At 68.3% G+C, this 18751-nt stretch carries 12 protein-coding genes and 3 pseudogenes; 7 read left to right on the top strand and 8 right to left on the bottom strand.

Translation table 11 applies throughout. From position 1 onward, the window contains the following. Positions 1–20: 20 nt before the first annotated feature. From ACZ3TS_RS37945 to ACZ3TS_RS37965, 5 genes are all read left to right on the top strand, one after another. Entirely contained in the window at positions 21–896 is an 876-nt protein-coding gene (locus ACZ3TS_RS37945) for a carbohydrate ABC transporter permease (protein WP_467626582.1), read from the top strand. Next, a complete protein-coding gene (locus ACZ3TS_RS37950) occupies positions 893–1825 on the top strand; it encodes a carbohydrate ABC transporter permease (protein WP_467626585.1) in 933 nt (310 codons plus the stop codon). The genes ACZ3TS_RS37945 and ACZ3TS_RS37950 overlap by 4 nt, the downstream gene beginning before the upstream one ends. Positions 1826–1946: 121 nt before the next feature. After that, the gene (locus ACZ3TS_RS37955) at positions 1947–4985 is read left to right on the top strand and encodes an alpha-mannosidase (protein WP_467626587.1); all 3039 of its coding nucleotides are present in this window, start codon (positions 1947–1949) and stop codon (positions 4983–4985) included. Between the two features lie 32 nt (positions 4986–5017). Continuing rightward, positions 5018–6028 carry an L-glyceraldehyde 3-phosphate reductase gene (gene mgrA / locus ACZ3TS_RS37960; RefSeq protein ID WP_467626589.1) on the top strand — a complete coding sequence of 337 codons (1011 nt, stop codon included), beginning with the start codon at positions 5018–5020 and terminating at the stop codon, positions 6026–6028. 264 nt (positions 6029–6292) lie between these two features. Further along, positions 6293–8374, top strand: a complete 2082-nt coding sequence (locus tag ACZ3TS_RS37965; protein WP_467626592.1) for an endo-beta-N-acetylglucosaminidase — start codon at positions 6293–6295, stop codon at positions 8372–8374. Between the two features lie 107 nt (positions 8375–8481). On the opposite strand, the pseudogene ACZ3TS_RS37970 reads toward ACZ3TS_RS37965, so the two are convergent. From ACZ3TS_RS37970 to ACZ3TS_RS37980, 3 genes and pseudogenes are all read right to left on the bottom strand, one after another. Then, positions 8482–8709 (bottom strand): annotated as a pseudogene (locus ACZ3TS_RS37970) (PIN domain-containing protein); the annotation flags it as partial. A 323-nt stretch (positions 8710–9032) separates the two neighbouring features. After that, a complete protein-coding gene (locus tag ACZ3TS_RS37975; protein WP_467626594.1) occupies positions 9033–9338 on the bottom strand; it encodes a hypothetical protein in 306 nt (101 codons plus the stop codon). A gap of 97 nt (positions 9339–9435) precedes the next feature. Then, positions 9436–10131 (bottom strand): annotated as a pseudogene (locus ACZ3TS_RS37980) (integrase core domain-containing protein); the annotation flags it as partial. Positions 10132–10185: 54 nt separating this feature from the next. Between ACZ3TS_RS37980 and ACZ3TS_RS37985 the strand changes: the two are divergent. Both ACZ3TS_RS37985 and ACZ3TS_RS37990 read left to right on the top strand, forming a co-directional pair. Beyond that, positions 10186–10533, top strand: coding sequence for a transposase (locus tag ACZ3TS_RS37985; protein ID WP_467626597.1), 348 nt, complete (start codon positions 10186–10188; stop codon positions 10531–10533). Then, the gene (locus tag ACZ3TS_RS37990; protein ID WP_467626600.1) at positions 10530–11186 is read left to right on the top strand and encodes an IS3 family transposase; all 657 of its coding nucleotides are present in this window, start codon (positions 10530–10532) and stop codon (positions 11184–11186) included. The genes ACZ3TS_RS37985 and ACZ3TS_RS37990 overlap by 4 nt, the downstream gene beginning before the upstream one ends. 571 nt (positions 11187–11757) lie before the next feature. On the opposite strand, the gene ACZ3TS_RS37995 is transcribed toward ACZ3TS_RS37990, so the two are convergent. From ACZ3TS_RS37995 to ACZ3TS_RS38015, 5 genes and pseudogenes are all read right to left on the bottom strand, one after another. After that, on the bottom strand, positions 11758–13008 hold the full coding sequence (locus tag ACZ3TS_RS37995) for an MFS transporter (RefSeq protein WP_467626602.1): 1251 nt from the start codon (positions 13006–13008) through the stop codon (positions 11758–11760). 466 nt (positions 13009–13474) lie between these two features. Beyond that, positions 13475–14719, bottom strand: a pseudogene (locus ACZ3TS_RS38000) (IS110 family RNA-guided transposase). Between the two features lie 24 nt (positions 14720–14743). Further along, positions 14744–15961, bottom strand: coding sequence for an IS110 family RNA-guided transposase (locus ACZ3TS_RS38005; protein WP_467626605.1), 1218 nt, complete (start codon positions 15959–15961; stop codon positions 14744–14746). A 907-nt stretch (positions 15962–16868) separates the two neighbouring features. Continuing rightward, positions 16869–17897: a VIT1/CCC1 transporter family protein gene (locus ACZ3TS_RS38010; protein WP_467626606.1), complete on the bottom strand. Its 1029-nt coding sequence runs from the start codon at positions 17895–17897 to the stop codon at positions 16869–16871. A 56-nt stretch (positions 17898–17953) separates the two neighbouring features. Beyond that, entirely contained in the window at positions 17954–18283 is a 330-nt protein-coding gene (locus ACZ3TS_RS38015; RefSeq protein WP_467626608.1) for a hypothetical protein, read from the bottom strand. Between the last annotated feature and the right edge of the window lie 468 nt (positions 18284–18751).

An 18751-nucleotide genomic window follows, 5' to 3' on the forward strand; every position in this document is an offset into this window, starting at 1 on the left:
CCCGCGAGACAGGACCCACCATGCGATACCACCGGTGGTACACCCCCTGGCTGCTGATTCTGCCTGCGGTGGCCTGGCTGGCCGTCTTCAGCATCTGGCCCGCGATCAACACCGCCTTCCTCTCGTTCACGAACGTCCGCACACTCACCGGTGGGCAGTTCGTCGGATTCCGTAACTATGTGGACATGCTGCACGACCCGCAGGTGCTCGACGCCCTGGTCAACAGCCTGATCTACATGCTCATCTGTGTACCCCTGCTGACTGTGCTCCCGTTGCTGATGGCGCTGCTGGTCGAGCGGTCCCTGCCGTTCATCTCCTTCTTCCGCACGCTCTTCTACTTTCCGGTCGTGGCCTCGGCGGTTGTCGTCGCGGTGATCTGGCAGTGGCTGCTGGACGACCGCGGCGTGGTCAACGGGACCCTCCAGTCCCTGCACCTCACCCACGAGGCGATCCCGTTCCTCACCGGACGCTGGCTGCTGCTGTTCAGCGCCATCTCGCTCACGGTGTGGAAGGGCCTCGGCTACTACATGATCATTTATCTCTCGGCGCTCGGGAACGTCGGCCGGGACCTGCACGAGGCGGCCGCGGTCGACGGTGCCGGTGCGGTACGGCGTTTCTTCTCGGTGACCATCCCCGGTGTCAGCCGCACGATGATCCTGGTCGCGGTGCTGGTCTCGGTCTCCGCCATCCGGGTCTTCACCGAGCTGTACATCCTCGGTGGCAGCGGCGGCGGCGTTGGAGGCAAGGACGTCTCACTCGTCCTCCTCATCCAGAACGCAGCCGGCGGTTCCAGCGGGCGGCTCGGTTACGCGTCGGCACTGAGCGTGCTGCTCTTCTTCGTCACCCTCGTTCCGATGCTGCTGCTGGCCCGCTTGAACCGGAGGGTGGAGGCATGAGCCTGACGCACGAACCGCGGACCCTGCCTGAGCCGGGGACGGCCCCCGCCGCCGGCTCCACCCGGGAACGGCGCAAGCGCCTCACCAACTCGGGGACCTTCAACGCCCTCACCCGCAGGGCGCTCGTCACGCGGTACGTCCTGCTGGTGATCGTCCTGTTCATCAGCGTGGGACCGCTGCTGTGGGAACTGTCCACGTCCCTCAAGAGCGTGGCGGAGGACGTCTATAGCACTTCGCCGAGCTTCATCCCGAAGCACCCGACCCTCAGCAACTACACGAAGGTCGCCCACACCATCCCGGTGTGGCACTTCGCCGCGAACTCGGTGATCGTCGCGTTCCTCAACGTGGGCGGCAACATCGTCGGCGCCACGATCGCCGGATTCGCACTGGCCCGCCTGGAGTTCCGGGGGAGGAAGCTGGTCTTCGGGGTCTTCCTCGCGACGCTGGTCCTGCCCGCGGAAGTGACGATCATCTCCCAGTACCAGACCGTCACCAGCCTCGGGCTCGGCGACTCACTCCTCGGTGTCGCGCTGCCCGCCGTGATCAGCACACTCAACGTGCTGCTCATGCGCAACGCCTTCATGGCGATCCCGCCGGAGGTCGACGCGGCGGCCGTGATCGACGGCGCGACCGTGCTGCAACGGCTGCGCTACATAGGCCTCCCCGCCGTCAAGGGCACGATCAGCGTCGTCGCCATCCTCGCGTTCATCGGAGCCTGGGACGACTTCCTCTGGCCGCTCCTGGTACTGCAGAGCCCCGACAAGCTCACCCTGACCGTCGGCCTGTCCTACCTCCAGAGCACCTTCTCGGTGGACCCGCGCACCATCGCGGCGGGTGCCATGATCGCTCTGATACCCATCGTCGTGCTGTTCGTCGCTTTGCAGCGCTTCTTCTTCAGAGGAGTGGGGGAGGGCGCGGTGAAGGGCTGATCCGCCCCGAACCGACGGCTGGGTAGGACGACTCCCGCGCCGCAAGCCCTCTCACGTCCTCAGCACCACCTCCCGCCACCTGCCATTTCCTGCACCCTCAGAAGCCTTACGGAGCATCCCCATGCATGACGACCACACCCTGGTCGAAGCCCGCCTCAAGCGTGTGCTCGACGAACGCATCCGGCCCGCCGTGTACCCGGAGTCCGTGCCGCTCGAAGTCGGCATCTGGACGGCGCCGGGCGAGCCCGTGCCCGTGGCCGACGGGATCGCGGCCCCTCGGACCCCCGCCGCGGTCGGCGACGCGTGGGGCGCGCCCTGGGGCACCAGCTGGCTGACGGTGTCGGGCACCGTCCCGACCGAGTGGGCGGGTCGCTGCGTCGAGGCGCTGCTCGACCTCGGATTCGACGAGAACATGCCGGGCTTCCAGTGCGAGGGGCTGATTTACCGGCCGGACGGCACCCCGGTCAAGGGACTCAACCCGCGCAACCAGTGGGTGCGGATCGGTGCACCGGTCGAGGGCGGCGAAGAGGTCCTGCTGCACATCGAGGCGGCCTCCAACCCGGTGATCCTGGACTACCACCCCTTCGTGCCGACCGACCTCGGCCTGAAGGAGACGGCGGGCACCGAGCCGCAGTACAAACTGACCCGCATGGACCTGGCCGTCTTCGACGAGACGGTGTGGAACCTCGTGCAGGACCTGGAGGTGCTCGGTGAACTCATGGCCGAGCTCCCCCTCGACGGGCCCCGCCGCTGGGAGATCCTGCGTGCGATCGAGCGCGCCCTCGATGCCGTGGACCTGCAGGACGTCAACGCCACCGCGGCCGCCGCGCGCGAGCAGCTGAAGGACGTGCTCGCCGCCCCTGCCATCCCGTCCGCACACCGGATCAGCGCGATCGGGCACGCCCACATCGACTCGGCGTGGCTGTGGCCCCTGCGCGAGACCGTGCGGAAGGTTGCCCGGACGACGTCCAACATGGCCGCGCTGCTGGAGGACGAGCCGGACTTCATCTATACCATGTCCCAGGCGCAGCAGTACGCCTGGATCAAGGAGCACCGGCCCGAGGTGTACGCCAAGGTGAAGAAGGCCGTGGCGGAGGGACGCTTCGTGCCGGCCGGCGGCATGTGGGTGGAGTCCGACACCAACATGCCCGGATCCGAGGCGATGGCCCGGCAGTTCGTGCACGGCAAGCGCTTCTTCCTCGACGAGTTCGGCATCGAGAACGAGGAGGCGTGGCTGCCCGACACCTTCGGGTTCGCCGCCGGGCTGCCGCAGATCATCAAGGCGGCGGGCTCCAAGTGGCTGCTCACCCAGAAGATCTCCTGGAGGCAGATCAACAAGTTCCCACACCACACGTTCCTGTGGGAGGGAATCGACGGCACACGGATCTTCACGCACTTCCCGCCGGTCGACACCTACAACTGCTCGATGCAGGGCAAGGAGATCGCGCACGCCGTCCGCAACTTCAAGGACAAGGGCGCGGCCAGCCACTCGCTCGCCCCGACCGGCTGGGGCGACGGCGGCGGCGGCACGACCCGTGAGATGGTCGCGAAGGCGGCCCGGCTGCGCAGCCTCGAAGGATCCGCCGCGGTCCAGTGGGAGAAGCCCGCCGAATTCTTCGAGAAGGCGGAGGCCGAGTACAAGAACCCGCCGGTGTGGGTGGGCGAACTGTACCTGGAGCTGCACCGCGCGACACTGACCAGCCAGGCACGGACCAAGCAGGGCAACCGCCGCAGCGAACACCTCCTGCGGGAGGCCGAACTGTGGGCGGCCACCGCCGCGGTCCGCACCGGATTCGCCTACCCGCACGAGCAGTTGGACCGCATCTGGAAGACGGTGCTGCTGCACCAGTTCCATGACATCCTGCCCGGGTCCTCGATCGCCTGGGTGCACCGCGAGGCGGAGAAGACGTACGCGGCGGTCGCCGAGGAACTCGGCGGCATCATCGCTGACGCGCAGCGGGCGCTCGCGGGCGACGCTGCGGCCGGAACCGGGGTCGTCTTCAACGCCGCACCGCACGGGCGCGGCGGCATCCGCGCGGGCGGCGCGGGCCAGGCGTCGCCGGCCGAGGGCACATGCAGCGTGACCGTCCGTCCCGAGGGCGGGTTCGTCCTTGACAACGGCCTGCTCCGCGTCGCCGTCGACGGGCGAGGCCTGGTGGTCTCCGCGTACGACCTCACCGCGGGCAGGGAGAGCATCGCCCCGGGAACCGCGGCGAACCTGCTGCAGATGCACCCCGACTTCCCGAACATGTGGGACGCGTGGGACGTCGACGAGTTCTACCGCAACACCGTCACCGACCTGACGGACGTCGACGAGGTCACGGTCGTGGCGGAGGGGCCGGAGTCCGTGGCCGTGCGTGTCGTGCGCACCTTCGGTTCCTCCCGCGCCGTCCAGAAGCTGACCCTCGACGCGGGCGCCAAGCGGCTGGACATCGACACCGAGGTCGACTGGCACGAGACCGAGAAGTTCCTCAAGACGGCCTTCCCGCTGGACATCCACACCGACCACTACACGGCGGAGACCCAGTTCGGGCATCTCAAGCGGGCCACTCACACCAACACCAGCTGGGAAGCGGCCAAGTTCGAGGCCTGCAACCACCGCTTCGTCCACCTGGAGGAGCCCGGCTGGGGCGTGTCGCTGGTCACCGACTCCACCTACGGGCACGACGTGACCCGGACGGTGCGCGCCGCGGACACCACCACGGGCACCACCACGACGGTACGGCTGTCCTTGCTGCGCGCACCGCGCTTCCCCGACCCGGAGACCGACCAGGGGCTGCACCGCTTCCGCTACGCGCTGGTCCCCGGCGGCACCATCGCCGACGCGGTCCGCGAGGGCTACCGCATCAACCTGCCGGAGCGTCGCGTACCGGGCGACGCCGAAGTGGCCCCGCTGGTCAGCGTCGATGACGACGCCGTCGTGATCACCGCGGTCAAGCTTGCGGACGACGGGAGCGGCGACGTGGTCGTGCGCTTCTACGAGGCCCACGGCGGCCGGGCGCGCGCCAAGCTCACCACCGGGTTCGGCCTTGCCGGTGCCGAGGCCTGCGACCTGCTCGAACGGCCCCTGTCCACAGTGCCCGTGGACGGAGACGGCATCGACCTGAATCTGCGGCCCTTCGAAATCGTCACCCTCCGGCTCTCCCGGCGCGACTCCTGAACACCTCCGGGCGCAAGACAGGATCCTCATCCGTGAACATACGCTCCGACTACCGTGCCATCGACAGCCGTTACGACACGATGGAGTACCGCCGCTCGGGACGCAGCGGCCTGAGACTGCCGGCCATCACCCTCGGGCTGTGGCAGAACTTCGGTGACGAACGCCAGGCGGACATTGGCCGTGCCGTCCTGCGGCGCGCCTTCGACCTGGGTGTGACGCACTTCGACCTGGCCAACAACTACGGTCCGCCGTACGGCGCGGCCGAGTCGAACTTCGGCCGGGTGATGGCGACGGACTTCCGCCCGTACCGCGACGAGCTGATCATCTCGACCAAGGCCGGGATGGACATGTGGCCGGGCCCGTACGGCCAGTGGAACTCTCGCAAGAGCCTGCTCGCCAGCCTGGACCAGTCGCTCACCCGCATGGGACTGGACTACGTCGACATCTTCTACTCGCACCGGTTCGACCCGGAGACCCCGCTGGAGGAGACGATGGGCGCCCTGGCGTCCGCCGTCCAGCAGGGCAAGGCGCTGTACGTGGGAGTGTCCTCGTACAACGCGGAGCAGACCCGCGAAGCCGCCCGGCTGCTACGGGAGATGGGGGTCCCCGCCCTGATCCACCAGCCGGCGTACTCGATCCTCAACCGCTGGATCGAAGATGAGAAACTGCTGGACACGCTGGAGGCTGAAGGCATGGGCTGTATCGCCTTCTCGCCTCTGGCGCAAGGGCTGCTCACCGACCGGTACCTCCGGGGTGTCCCCGCAGGGTCCCGTGCGGCGCGTGCCACCTCCCTGAGTCGGGACGACCTGACCGAGGACCTCCTTGCGCGGTTGCGGGCCCTCGACGAGATCGCGCGAGGCCGGGGACAGTCGCTCGCCCAACTGGCCCTGGCCTGGGTGCTGCGCGACCCGCGCATGACGTCCGCCCTGACCGGCGCTTCGAGCGTCGCCCAGCTCGAGGCCAACGTGGCAGCGCTCCGCGGCAGGCCCTTGAGCGACGAGGAACTCACCTCGATCGAGGCGCTCGGACCCGATCGGGCCTGAGCGCACTCCGTGCCGGCGGACCCGGGCTTCGATCGCGGAGATCGGGGCCCGGCCGCGCCGGTGAGAACCCGACCGGTCGGGCGGGGCGGCGCCGAGAACGCCCGTCCGGATCCGGCCACCCGGATCCGCCCGGCCGAACACCTTTACAGCGAGCGCAGTTCTCCTTCCATTCGATACGGATCACCTGATACGGAGCATCACGTGTCCCAGCCAGAACTGTCCCAGCCAGAACCGGCAAGCCGGCCCCAGGACCCGTCCTCCGCGATGCGTCCCACCCGACGTACCGTGGTTCTCACGGCAGCCGCTTCGGCCGCCGCCCTGCTCGGCTCGTCGGTCAACGGCACGGCGTTCGCCGCCACTTCGCTGGCCGCGCCGTCTGCCGACCTCCAGCCACATGCCTCGTACTGGTTCCCGGACTCGCTCCCCGCGGGCAGCCCGGGCGCCGGCATCACATGGCGCAGCCTGAAGGACTGGCGTCCGCAGGACGACCCGGACCTCCCCTTCAACACGGCCTCGGTGCCGCTCGCCAAGCGCTTCACCCCGGTGCAGGTGAACACCACGGCCCGCGCCGACCAGGCCCGCATCTCCTCCCTGGTGTCCTTCGGACCCACCTCGTCCAACCCCTCTCAGGGGTCCACCGGCGCTGCTTACTACGCGCTGACCAACTGGGCCTATATCGACGAACTGGTCTTCTGGGGCGGCTCCTCCGGCGAGGGCCTCATCCTCGCGCCCAACGCGACGGTGGTGGACGCCGCACACCGCAACGGTGTCCCCGTCCTCGGCAACGTCTACCTGCCGCCCACCGCGTTCGGCGGACAGCTTCAGTGGACCCGTGACCTGGTGCAGCAGGACGCGTTCGGCAACTACCCGGTTGCGGAGAAGATGGTCGAGGTCGCCACCGTCTACGGCTTCGACGGCTGGTTCATCAACGCCGAGACGGACGGTGGCGATGCCGCCCTCGGCGTGGCCATGCAGGGTTTCGTGAAGCGGCTGCGCACCCTCAGTGCGTCCCGCGGCCTGCGCGTCACCTGGTACGACGCCATGACCACCAACGGCCAGGTCAACTGGCAGGGCGCGCTGGACAGCCTCAACCAGGAGTTCTTCCAGGACGCCGACGGCAAGGTCAGCGACTCCGTGTTCGTCGACTTCCGCTGGAGCCCCCAGACTCTCGCCTCCTCGGGTGCGCTCGCCGACAGCCTCGGCCGCAGCCGCTACGACCTCTGGGCCGGCGTGGACGTCGGGAACAACGGATTCAACTCGTTCGTCGACTGGGACGCCGTCGTCCCTCTCGACGCGCCGGATGTCACGTCGTACGGCTTCTACCGGCCGGACTGGACCTTCAGCCAGCTTCCGAGCGGCAGCACACCGGGCGACTTCCACACGACCGACGACCGGTTCTGGACAGGCCAGTCCAAGGACCCGTCGCAGCCGGACACCTCCGGCACCTGGCGGCCCCCAGCCGCGGTTGTCGCCGACCGATCGCCCGCCCTCGAACTGCCCTTCGCGACAACTTTCAACACCGGGCACGGGCTGAAGTGGTATGAAGACGGCGAGGTCACCTCCGACGCAGCATGGAACAACCTCGGCCTCCAGGACCTGCTGCCGAGCCGGCGCTGGGTCGTCAGGACCGAGGGCGCCAGACCCACCGTCACCTTCGACTTCGCCGACGCGTGGCGCGGCGGCAGCAGCCTACTGGTGGAGGGCGCCCTCGACTCGCCCGCCACGGTGGATCTGTTCGGTACGCGGCTGCCGCTGTCCGGGCAGACCGTAGTCGAGATCTCCCACCGGGCCGAGGGACCCGTGACCGTCGAACTGGCGGTGGCGACCGACGAGCCCGCGGCTCCCGGCGAACCGGTCGCCTACACCTGCCTGCCGGCAGGCACCCTGCACGGCGGGTCCACCGGCTGGACCACCGCCCGCCTGCGCATTGGCGCGCTGCTGGGCAGCCACCACAGCGCCTCGACCGTCCACGCCCTCGGCATACGGCTCACCCCCGCTGCCGGGGCCAACTCCGTCAGCTGGCGGCTGGGGCGCCTCGCGGTGCACAACGGCATCCACAGCCCGGCCGCACCGGGCTCGCTGCGCATCACGGACACCGCGGCGGCCGGAGACGGCACGGCGTTCCGCTTCGCCTGGCACCGGGCGCCCGGTGAGACGCGCCACTACGAACTGCACCGGGTGCTGCCCGACGGTTCCCGACGCTTCCTCGGCGGCACCTCCGGGGCGGCGTACTACGTGCCGCAGGTGGTCCCCGAACCGGGAGAGCGGCGCGCACAGTTCGAACTGACCAGTGTCGGAGAGGACTTCAGCGTCTCCGGGCCCGTCCGGACCGAGCACACCTGGTAACGCGCTCGCGGCGCGGGGCCTGACGGTACACATGACGCCCGGCCCCCGCGTCAGGCGGGAACCGCCATACGAGACAAGCGCGGGCTGACCTCGGGTATTCAGACTCAGCCGTAGATACGGGCAGCTTCCGCGTCGAAGGGGATGGGGTCGAATTCGTTCTCTGCGCGCTGGAGGACATCCATCCGCTGGGCACGCTCGGTGTGCTCGTCGTATTCGTCCTGCTCCTCGTTCTTACGTACCTCATGAAGGCCTGCGGAGAGTTCGGCCAGGGTGATGGCGCTGATCGCCATCTCGGCGGGGAGTTCCTCGGGGTTCAGCCACTTGCGCGGGATCATGATGTCCGTGTCGAGCAGCCCCTGCTCGTGCGGGTCTGTACGGTCTCCCGTGTAATTGATGATCAAGGAAGAGGCATCGAGTGAGTGACACCGTGACCGAGTCCGTGACCGCCTATGATCAGGCGGAACCGTCGCTGCGGGCCCCGGCGGTCGAGTAGAAGCTCATCGACCAGCTCGTCGAGCAGGCCCGGGCCAAGGGCCTGCAGCTAACCGGCGAGGGCGGACTCCAGCACCCGCTTGGAAGCTGATCGGAAAATCGATCTTCGGGAGGGCAGGCGGCAGCATCCGGGCCGCTTGCGGACCGGATGTCGGGCTGGGGTCGGTCAGGCGGCCGCGGGTTCGAGGGTGACCTGGTGGCCGAGAGCTTGGAGCTGGCGGACGAGGTCGCGGGTCTTGCGGGCGGGGTTGAGATGGCGCTGGTGCCAGTCGGAGCCGAGTTCCTGGTAGGAGGTGTCCAGTTCGTTGATCAGGTGCCAGGCGATGACGAGTATCGAGCGGGCGACGGCGACCAGGGCTTTGGCGTGTCCGCGGCGTTTGACGATGCGCCGGTAGCGGGCGCCGAGGAAGGTGTCGGTGCGGGCAGCGGCGTTGGCGGCCTCGCCGAGGGCGCCCTTGAGCCAGGGTTGCATTCCCGGCCGGGCCTGCAGTGTTCTTCGCGCCGGACTGGATTGTGGGGGGGCACAACTTGGCCCAGGACTGCGGTGCCGATTATTACGTCCGCGCTGATCAGGCGGCATGTGAGTACTCGTGGAGGATGCCGCCGAGGCGATCACGTCGATGGATGTCCAGCCGGTGGAGTCGGCCGGGTTCGGTGATCGGTTCGGGAACTGGCCGCAGGGGTGCCGCGCTGTGCAGGGTGCGGTGCGGCCGATGCTGGTTGTAGAACGACTCGAACTCGGTGAGCGCGTGGAGCAGGTGGGGCAGGTTCCAGATCAAGGTGCGGTCGAGGAGTTCATGTCTGCAGGTCTGCACCCAGCGTTCCATGATCGAGTTCATGCGGGGAACGCGGATGCCGGTGGTGACGATCTCGATGCCCTCGGCCTCGAAGACGACGTCGAACGCACGGGTGTACTTGCTGTCGCGGTCCCTGATGAGGTGCGTGACGGTGGCGCCGGCGTCCTGGAGGTCCATGACCACGTTCCTCGCAGCCTGGGTCACCCAGTCCGCGGTGGCATCGGCGGTCGCTCCGAGGACGTGGATGCGGCGGTTGACGTGCTCGATGACCGCGAAGACGTACAACGTCGCGCCGTTCAGCGTGGTGGCGGTGAAGAAGTCACAGGCCAGGATCGCGTGGGCTTGGCCGCGCAGGAACGCGGCCCAGGTCTGACGGTCGCGTTCGGGCACCGGCTCGATCCCGTGCCGCTTCAGGATCTCCCACACCGTAGAGGGTGCGACCTTGATGCCGAGGGGGGACCTGTCCCCGAGTGGTGGACACCTCTGAGCCCGGCCCCGCCAGGGGCCGGGGAGGGATCTCTTATGGTGATGAAGGTCTACTCGCCCGAATTCAAGGCAGACGCTGTCGCGCTGTACCTGTCGGACCCGAGCCACACTTTCGAGGGCATCGGCAAGGACCTGGGGATCAGCCGGGAGACGCTGCGCAACTGGGTGCGAGCCGAGCGGGTCCGCTGCGGCGAGAGCGGCGCCATGATCAAGAGCACGAAGGACGTCCCGGTGAGCGAGGCCACGAAGGAACAGCTGGAGGCCGAGATAGCGGCCCTGCGCGCGGAGAACAAGGACCTGCGTAAGCAGAACGCGACGTTGGCCACCGAACGGGACATCCTCCGTAAGGCGACGAAGTTTTTCGCCACCGAGATGAACTGGTGAACCGCTTCAAGTTCATTGAGGACCACTACCGCGTCTCGGGCGTGAAGCGGTTGTGTCACGTGCTGGAGGTGGCCCGCTCCAGCTTCTATAAATGGCGGGCCGGCCGGGAGGCCCGCGCCGCGCGCGAGCGGGCCGACGCCGCTCTCGCCGAGCGGATCAGGACCGTGCACGCCGAGTGGGACGGCACCTACGGCCGCCCCCGGATCACCGCCGAGCTGCGCGAGGACGGCGAGCGCGTGAACCACAAGCGCGTCGGACGGGCCATGCGCAAGTACGGCATCGCCGGGCTGCGGCTGCGCAAGCGCCAGGTCACCACCGTGCCCGAACCGTCCGCCACACCCGTGCCGGACCTGCTGCGACGCGACCTGGTCAGTACGTTGGCCAGGCATTTTGTTTGCAGTCGCCGCATGTGGCCTCCCAAGGGCGACGGCGACCTCGGTCCAGGCAACGCGCTGACCTGCGTCTTCGGTGCGAGAAGCCGTGGGGGTTTGTGTCGGGTTCATGTGGAGAATTTGTGGAGCCGACGACTGCCCCCCAACCCATACGGCCCTGACCCTGGTTTTTCCGCCGGTCGTCCCGTGGGTTCGTTTCGGAGTCCGATTGCCCAGACGGCGCATACGTTTTGGGACTCACGAGTGCCACGGGCAGGTTAGCGGGTCCCCGGTGAGTTGTGGCCGGGGACCCGCCCAGGGGCTCGGTGTCGCTATGCGGGGATGGGTTGCAGCTCGTGCGCGACGATTTCGCCCCTCGAAGGTCCGCGCCGCCTGTTCGGCGTAGAGGTCGTCCGGGAGCTGCCAGGGGATCAAGCGAAAGAGGACGAGGGTGCGGACCTCGGCCGCTGCCTGACGCCACCCGCCCTGCGTCCTCTGCGCTGGTGTGGGCCTGCGCGAAGCGCCGCTGCAGCCGCTCGATCCTGGTATTCGAGCCGGACATGAATCCCAGGAGGTGCTTGCGGTGGGAACGCCTCGTGCACGAGGACGTCCGCGCCGCGGCCCAGCTCGATGACCTCGGGTCCGGCTCTTGCGTGGGCAGCACAACGGGGTGAATCCATTGCGCACAGTAGTGGCCGGCAGGACGGCGTGGTGAGCGGGGTCGGTTGCCTGACGGCTGCCCGGCCTCCGGTGTCCTTGAAAGCGGCCTACAGCGGTGTTGGGCCTGCTGCGGGCGCGGGACGCAGGGCGTAACCGGGGCCTGGTTGGCGTCGCAGCGCGTGGGTGGGAGGGGTCAGGAGGTGGTTGAGTCCGCCTGGGTGGAGGCCGGTGCCGCACTGCTGGTTCGGGCCTCTTGGCGTTCGGGGTCGCGCGGGGACGAGATGACGACCTCGGAGCGGCGTTCTCCCCGGTCCATGATGCCGCCAGTGATGGCGAGGCCGAGGCCGGCCAGGGCCAGGGCCGCGCCGACCAGCGCGGGCGAGGCCCAGCCCCAGCCGGCCGAGATGACCAGGCCGCCCAGCCAGGCGCCACCCGCGTTGGCCAGGTTGAACGCGGAGTGGTTCGAAGCCGCCGCCATCGTCGGCGCTTTGTCCGCCTTGGCCATCAGCAGCATCTGCACGGGTGTGGTGATCAGCGCGCTCAGGGCGCCGATAATCGTGATGGTCACGAGCGCGGGCACCGTGCTGTGAACGGCGAAGTAGAACGTCACCAGCGCTGCGGCGAGCAGGCCCAGCCCGGCATAGAGCGTCGGGCGCAGCGCCCGGTCGGTGAGCGGGCCCGCGACGAGGGTGCCGAGCGTCATGCCGACGCCGAACAGGGCGAGGACCAGGGTGGTGGAGGAGTCCGAGAACCCCGTGAGGTGGGTCAGCATGGGCACGAGGTAGCTGTAGACGGCGAAGAATCCGCCGAACCCGATGATCGCTGTGACCAGGCCGAGCGCCACCTGCCTGTTGCCCATGGCGCGCAGTTCGTGCTTGATGCCGGACTGCGGGCCGCGCGCTTGGTGCGGGATCAGGCGGGACAGGGCGACGAATGCCAGCACGCCGATGACGGCGACCGCGACGTACGCGTACCGCCAGCCGAGTTGCTGGCCGAGGGCGGTACCGGCGGGAACACCGACGATATTGGCCACTGTCAGCCCGAGGAACATGGTCGAGACGGCACGGGCCGCCCGGTCGGGCGCGACCAGCCGGGAGGCGACGACGGCGCCGACGCCGAACAGTGCGCCATGGGGCAGGCCCGAGAGGACGCGCGCTGCGAAGAGCAGACCAAAACTGGGGGCGAGCGCCGAGGCGGTGTTGCCGATGACGAACAGTCCGGACAGGAGCAGCAGCAGCCTCTTGTGCGGTATGCGGGCGCCGATGCCGGTCAGCAGCGGCGCGCCGACGACCACACCGAGCGCGTAGGCGGAGACGAGGTTGCCCGCGTGCGGTACGGACACGCCGACGCCGTCAGCGATCTGGGGCAGCAGCCCCATGGTGACGAACTCGGTCGTCCCGATGCCGAACGCGATGAGAGCCAGGGCCAGCAGAGCCAGGGGCATGGTGCAGGGAAACCTTCTCGGGAGGGGCGGGTGTTTCAGGTTTGCGCGCGTGCGGCGCGCTGTGTTGGGGCGGGGGTGCGGTGCTTGGTCGGGTGCGGGCGATTTCGCGCCGGGCCTCGTCGCCCGGGCACAAGAAAAGGAGGGCCGGCCTGCAGCACCCCTTCAATGGAGCGCAGCCGGAGGGCTCTGCATTCCTGGGCGGGGCGGCGCCCAGGGTGACGTATGTCGCAACGGGTGGCGCCGATGCTGCGGGCCGCGGTGGGCCATGGCGGTGCGCCGCGCGGCGGCCGGGGCTTCAGTTCTTTCTCCGGCAGGCCCGTGGCCTTCACGAACGTGTCGTGCTCGGCGAAGCCGACGCGTTCAAGGCCGCTGACCGTGACCATGCTCAGGTCTGGGGTCAATGCCGTGACTCTGGTCCGAAAATGAATGATGAGCCCAGGTCGGCGAGGTGACCGGTGGGGTGTGTTCATGCGGCCTCGAGGGGGTCGAAGCGGACGGTGAAACCGAGGGCGTTGGCCTGGCGGGTGATGCGGCGCATGGCTCGCTCGGGGTCGTACTTGGCGTAGTAGTCACCGCCGAGATCCTGGTAGGCGATGTCGCCGGTGAGCATGTGCCAGACCGCGATCAGGATGGAGTGCTCGAGAGCGACGAGGGCTTTCTTCTTTCCCAGACGAGGCATGAGGCGGTGGTAGCGGGCGCCGAGGTAGGTGGTCTCGCGGGTGCGGGAGGCGGCCATGGCCGCGGTGCCCAGCGCGGCGCCGAGCCACCGGTTTCCGTGGCGTCTGCGGCCGGATTTGTGCTTGCCGGCGGACTCATGGTGGCCGGGACAGACGCCCGCCCACGAGGACAGGTGCCCGGCAGTGCGGAAGCGGGCCATGTCACCACCGGTCTCGGAGATGATCACCTCGGCGGTGGCCCTACCGACCCGGGCATGGTCTGCAGCAGCTCAAGCTGACGGGCGAAAGGGAGCATCTCCTCCTCGATCCGAGCGGACAGCTCGCCGATCGCGGCGGTGAGGTGGTCGATGCGCTCCAGGTGCAGCCGGCACAGAAACGCATGATGCTCGCCGAAGTTGCCGGTCAGGGCCTCAACCAGGGCGGGGATCTTGGGGCGCATGCGGGCCCTGGCCATCCCCGCCAGGCTGTGGGCGTCGCGTTCGCCGTCGATGAGGGCGGTGAGCATGGCCCGCCCGGACACGCCCATGATGTCGGTGGCCACGCTGGAGAGCTTGATGCCCGCGTCCTCCAAACTCCTTCTCCAACCGCTGGACTTCACAGGATCGCTCCATAGTCAGGCTGGCGCGATAGCGGGCCAGGTCACGCAGATGCCGGACCGGCTCCGGAGGTACGAACGACGCCTTGAGCAGGCCGCACTCGCCCAGCTGGCACAGCCACGCGGCGTCGGCGACATCGGTCTTGCGGCCAGGCAGCCCCTTGGCGTGCGCGGCGTTGACCAGGATCACGTTCAGGCAGTCCTCCAGCAGGTAGAACGCAGGCCGCCAGTAGTCGCCGGTTGCCTCCATCACCACCAGGGTGACCTTCTCGGCGACCAGCCAGTCCCGCAGTTCCAGGAGGGCGTTGGTCACGGTCGCGAACGTGCGGATCTCCTGGCGCCGCGAGCGCCGCCCGCTCGGGTTCGGAGCGCGGACGCACGCCTTGCGGTCTTTCTTGCCGATGTCCAGCGCGGCGCACCGCTCGTGCAGCAGTTCCATGAGCCCCTCCCAAAACAACGCCCATCATGCGCGCCGTCCGGGGAGACCACAGGGCTGAAGAGTCTGGTCCGCGTGCTGCTGCAACAATCGATGGTCCCTGTCAGCGGTCTCCGACGCCATCCAGACTCGCGAGCTCACGGCATCACAGTGAAACCGGCGTTCCGGACGGAGCAGGCTCATTTTCCCGCCTCCACGCCGGCCAGACACGAAAAGTTGAGTGAGTGTGCTGGTCAGGCCGTTGCTGCGATGGGCTCGAATCGGACGGTGAGGCCGGAGGCGGTTGGCTTCCTTGGTCATGCGACGCATGGCGCGTTCAGGGTCGCGGCGGGTGAAGTAGTCGGCGCCGAGGTCCTGGTAGCGGGTCTTGTGGCGGAGGATGTGCCAGATCGCGACGGCGAGTTTGTGCATCACCGCGACCAGGGCCCGCTGCCGTCCGCGGCGGACGGCGATGCGCCGGTAGTAGGCGCTGAGGTAGCAGTCTTTGTTCCGGGTCACCGACATCGCGGCGATGCCCAGCAGCCGTTTCAGGTTGCTGTTGCCGTTGCGGGTACGGGCGGACTTGGTGACGTCGGCGGTTTCGTTCATGCCCGGGCAGACCCCGATCCAGGAGGCGAGATGACCGGCGGTCGCGAACTGGGCCATGTCCCCACCGGTCTCAGCGATGATGATCTCAGCCGCCGCAGGGCCAATGCCGGGGATGGTGTCCAGGTTCTCGACGTCCTTGTTGTGCTCCAGACGGGTCAGCAGCGCGGTGATCCGCTGGTCCAACTGGTCGGCCGTGGCAGTGAGGTGGTCGATCTCGTCGAGGTAATGCCGGCACATGAACGCGTGGTGCTCGGTGAACGTGCCGTCCAGTGCCTCAACCAGGGCCGGGATCTTACTGCGGGCCCGCCGGATGGCCAGATCGGCCAGTGCCTGGGGGTCACGCTCGCCGCCGATCAGAGCGTTGATGATGGCGCGTCCGCTGGCCCCGGTGATGTCGCTGAGCACCGAGGACAGCTTCATCCCGGTGTCCTCAAGTTCCTTCTCCAGCCGCTGGGCCTCCTGCCCGCGTGCCGTGATCAGCTGCGTGCGGCGGCGGGTGCGCGGGGTCGTTGAGACCGCAGGTGAGTGCGTGGACAGCGGCCTCCAGACGGGCTCGGCTCGTGCTTGTGGCACTCCAGCCCTGGGCCAGGAACGCCAGGCTTTTTCCGCGTCCAGTTCGCAGATACTGCTTGGCAAGCCGCGCCACCAGCCCGTCACGGAGGCCTCGAGTGATGTGCGGGTCGTTCAGACACACGCTGTACGCGGTCCAGGTGCCAAGGTACTGACGCAGTTCGGGCACGTGATCCCAGAAGTGGCTGCGGAGCGCCGAGTCGTAGTCGAACTCCCTGAAGAATACGTGACCATCCGGTCCGGTACCGGTGGAAATCTCTTCCAATCGCTCAGCGAGGTCCTACCAGAGAATCTTTTAACGTCTTTTAGTGCAAATTCTATGAAATTCCTACTTGCGTCCTGAAACTGAAACGGGAGGGTGTGTTCGGCGCGCAGGCGCTGGCTGCCTGCCTGTCGACGTGTCTCTGCGTAGGGGAGCCGGGTCATGCACGAGAAGGGCAACCGCGACAGCCCTGAGGAACTCGCCGCTTCGGAACGGGGGAGACGTGGCTCTACCGGTGCCGCGCCGTGTTAAGACAGCGGGTACCTCCGCGCTCCTCCGGCGCCGGGTCTCAGAGCCGCGTTCGGCGTCCCAAGGGCGGCGTTCCGGCCGATCCCAGGCCCGCTCGTCTGAACGGCCCGTCCAGGCTGACACCAAAGACTCTTCTCGACGTCTTCTTGCGTTCCCTGTCGGAGCGCAACGCTACCCACGGCCGGGATGGCGCCTTCGCGTCCTTGAGGCCGAGCATGGAAAGGCAGTGAAGTGGATGCCAACTGTTCGGGCGCTCCCGTGGCGGCTGTGGCCACTGCTCGTCCTCGCCATCAGCGTGACCTGTGCGGCGCAAGTGGAGGCCTCCCCGGACGGCGGGGTCAGCTGGTCGGACTACGCTTGACGAGGTCGGCACCAGTGCACCCTCGCGTAGTGCCTCTCACCAGACGAATTTATCGGCAAGGGCAGGGCCAGGACGGGTACCTAGGGTGGGACAGCCAGCCGATGCGGTGCCCGGCGACGGACTCATGAGATGAGAGTACCGACCGCAAGGCCCGCCGCTGTCGCTGCCGCGGCGATGCCGATGGTCTCGATAATCGTCGGCAGCGCCCGGCGGCGGCCGATCACACTCCGGCCGATGCCCAGTCCGACCAGCAGCACCAGGGTCACTGACAGCGAGACCACCTTGGCCGTCGCGAGAGCGAAGAAGGCGAACGGCAGCACCGGGACCGCCGCGGCGAACAGATCGGTGACAAACATCCACAGCGACTGCACGACCGGGCTCTGCCGGGTCGCCTCAGTGGTGCCCTGGTCGATGGCGGCGGCGAACTTGAGTCGGGTGTCCGGATGCTTGCCGATGATCCCGGTGACCGTTTCGGCCTCAGAGTCGCTGAAGCCGGCCGTGACCAGACGATGGTGGATGGTCCGGTCCTCCTCGCCTGGGTTCTTCTGGAAGCGGTCCCGTGCCTGCGCGAGACCGGCAGCGGCCTGGTCATTGGTCGACTCGACGTCGAGGAACGTGCCGGCCATCATCGACACCGCTGCACTGATCGCGCCGGTCCCGCCGGCCAATAGCACGGCATGGGAGTCTGGTGCGGCGGCGGCGACCCCGAAGACCAGCCCGAAGATCGAGACAGTTCCGTCCTCCATGCCGAAGACGATGGATCCCACCGAGGCGGCGAACGAGCTGCGGATCCGGCTGGCTGGTTTCATGCGTCCCAGTGAAGGCCAGCCGGGCGGCGGCTGGCCAATAGACGGCGCCAATAGCTGGGGTGCCAGGGGCTTATGGTCAGGCGGATCGGCGCTTGCTGCACTGGCGTGGTGGATCCGCGAGGCAGGGGGAACTTCACAGGCCGGTACTGGATCTTCTTGAGCTTGCGCTTGACGACGCGGGTGATGTGGCTGAGGTCTGAGGTGGCGTCGGCCAAGTACCGTTTCAAGAGTGACCAGATGTCCTCCTGGGGGGAACTCCGGGGCACAACTAGGCATCTGAAGCACCCGGAGCCGCTCATTGTGCTCCTTGGCGAAGTCCGCCACGTCCTGGACCAGGTGCACTGAAGTTCCTGTTGACAAACCGAATTGGGTGCGGCACTGATGCAGGGAGCTGTCGATCAGGCTGCGAGGGCGAGTTGGTCGCGGTAGCGGACGGCGTGGCTGCGTAGGTGTTCGCGTTGTACGTGGTGCTGCCAGTAGGCGTCGAAGTCGCCGCTGGCGTGCACCGCGCGGAGCTTGAGGACGGCTTCGGCACCGGCCAGGCTCCATCTGGCTCCGGTGATGTCCATGCGGTCCTTGACCAGGTACCGACATGCTCCCTCCACGATGCCCGTGGCGATTGGCCAGCCCGCGGCGAGCGCTCGTCCGTAGTCCAGATACGGGGCCTTGGCACGCAGGTAGCCGGCGCATGTGTCCGCGCCCGCGAGCTTGGCCGCAGGCGGCTTCACCAGGGTCGCCGTCTGGCGGATCGCAGCGGCGACCTTGACGGCCTTGCCCGCCAGGATGCGCCGGGCCTGCTCGCCGACCCAGACCTCGGCGGCCCGGTCCCCGGGTGGGAAGAAGCACCATGCGGCCGTCCACAGGTATCGAGCACGTGTCGCACACGATGTGCACGGATACCTTGCGGCGGGCGGCCTCGGCCCGGATCAGGTCGAGCTGGTACTGCGCGCCGTCCACCAGGACCACCCAGGTCCGGGCGTGGCCAGGGTCGCGGCGTGTCGCCTCGTCGAGGACGGCCGCGACCACGTCCTTGCAGGAGCCCTGGACGCTGGCGGTCACCCACTTCCCCTGCGCCACCGGGCCTTTCACCTTGTCCTCGCGGTTGAGGGGCCTCGCGTTTTTCGGACAGGGTCTGGCCGAGCAATTCATGCCGTGAGTTGCAATTCCTGGAACTCGGCGTGCACTTCGCCCGGGGG

The sequence above is a fragment of the Streptomyces sp. NPDC022910 genome, from assembly GCF_055561075.1.

Coding starts and splice junctions, on each gene's coding strand:
- ACZ3TS_RS37950 (WP_467626585.1), top strand. CDS start 893: ATGAGCCTGACGCACGAACCGCGGACCCTGCCTGAGCCGGGGACGGCC.
- ACZ3TS_RS37955 (WP_467626587.1), top strand. CDS start 1,947: ATGCATGACGACCACACCCTGGTCGAAGCCCGCCTCAAGCGTGTGCTC.
- ACZ3TS_RS37985 (WP_467626597.1), top strand. CDS start 10,186: ATGGTGATGAAGGTCTACTCGCCCGAATTCAAGGCAGACGCTGTCGCG.
- ACZ3TS_RS37945 (WP_467626582.1), top strand. CDS start 21: ATGCGATACCACCGGTGGTACACCCCCTGGCTGCTGATTCTGCCTGCG.
- ACZ3TS_RS37995 (WP_467626602.1), bottom strand. CDS start 13,008: ATGCCCCTGGCTCTGCTGGCCCTGGCTCTCATCGCGTTCGGCATCGGG.
- ACZ3TS_RS37975 (WP_467626594.1), bottom strand. CDS start 9,338: ATGCAACCCTGGCTCAAGGGCGCCCTCGGCGAGGCCGCCAACGCCGCT.
- ACZ3TS_RS37965 (WP_467626592.1), top strand. CDS start 6,293: ATGCGTCCCACCCGACGTACCGTGGTTCTCACGGCAGCCGCTTCGGCC.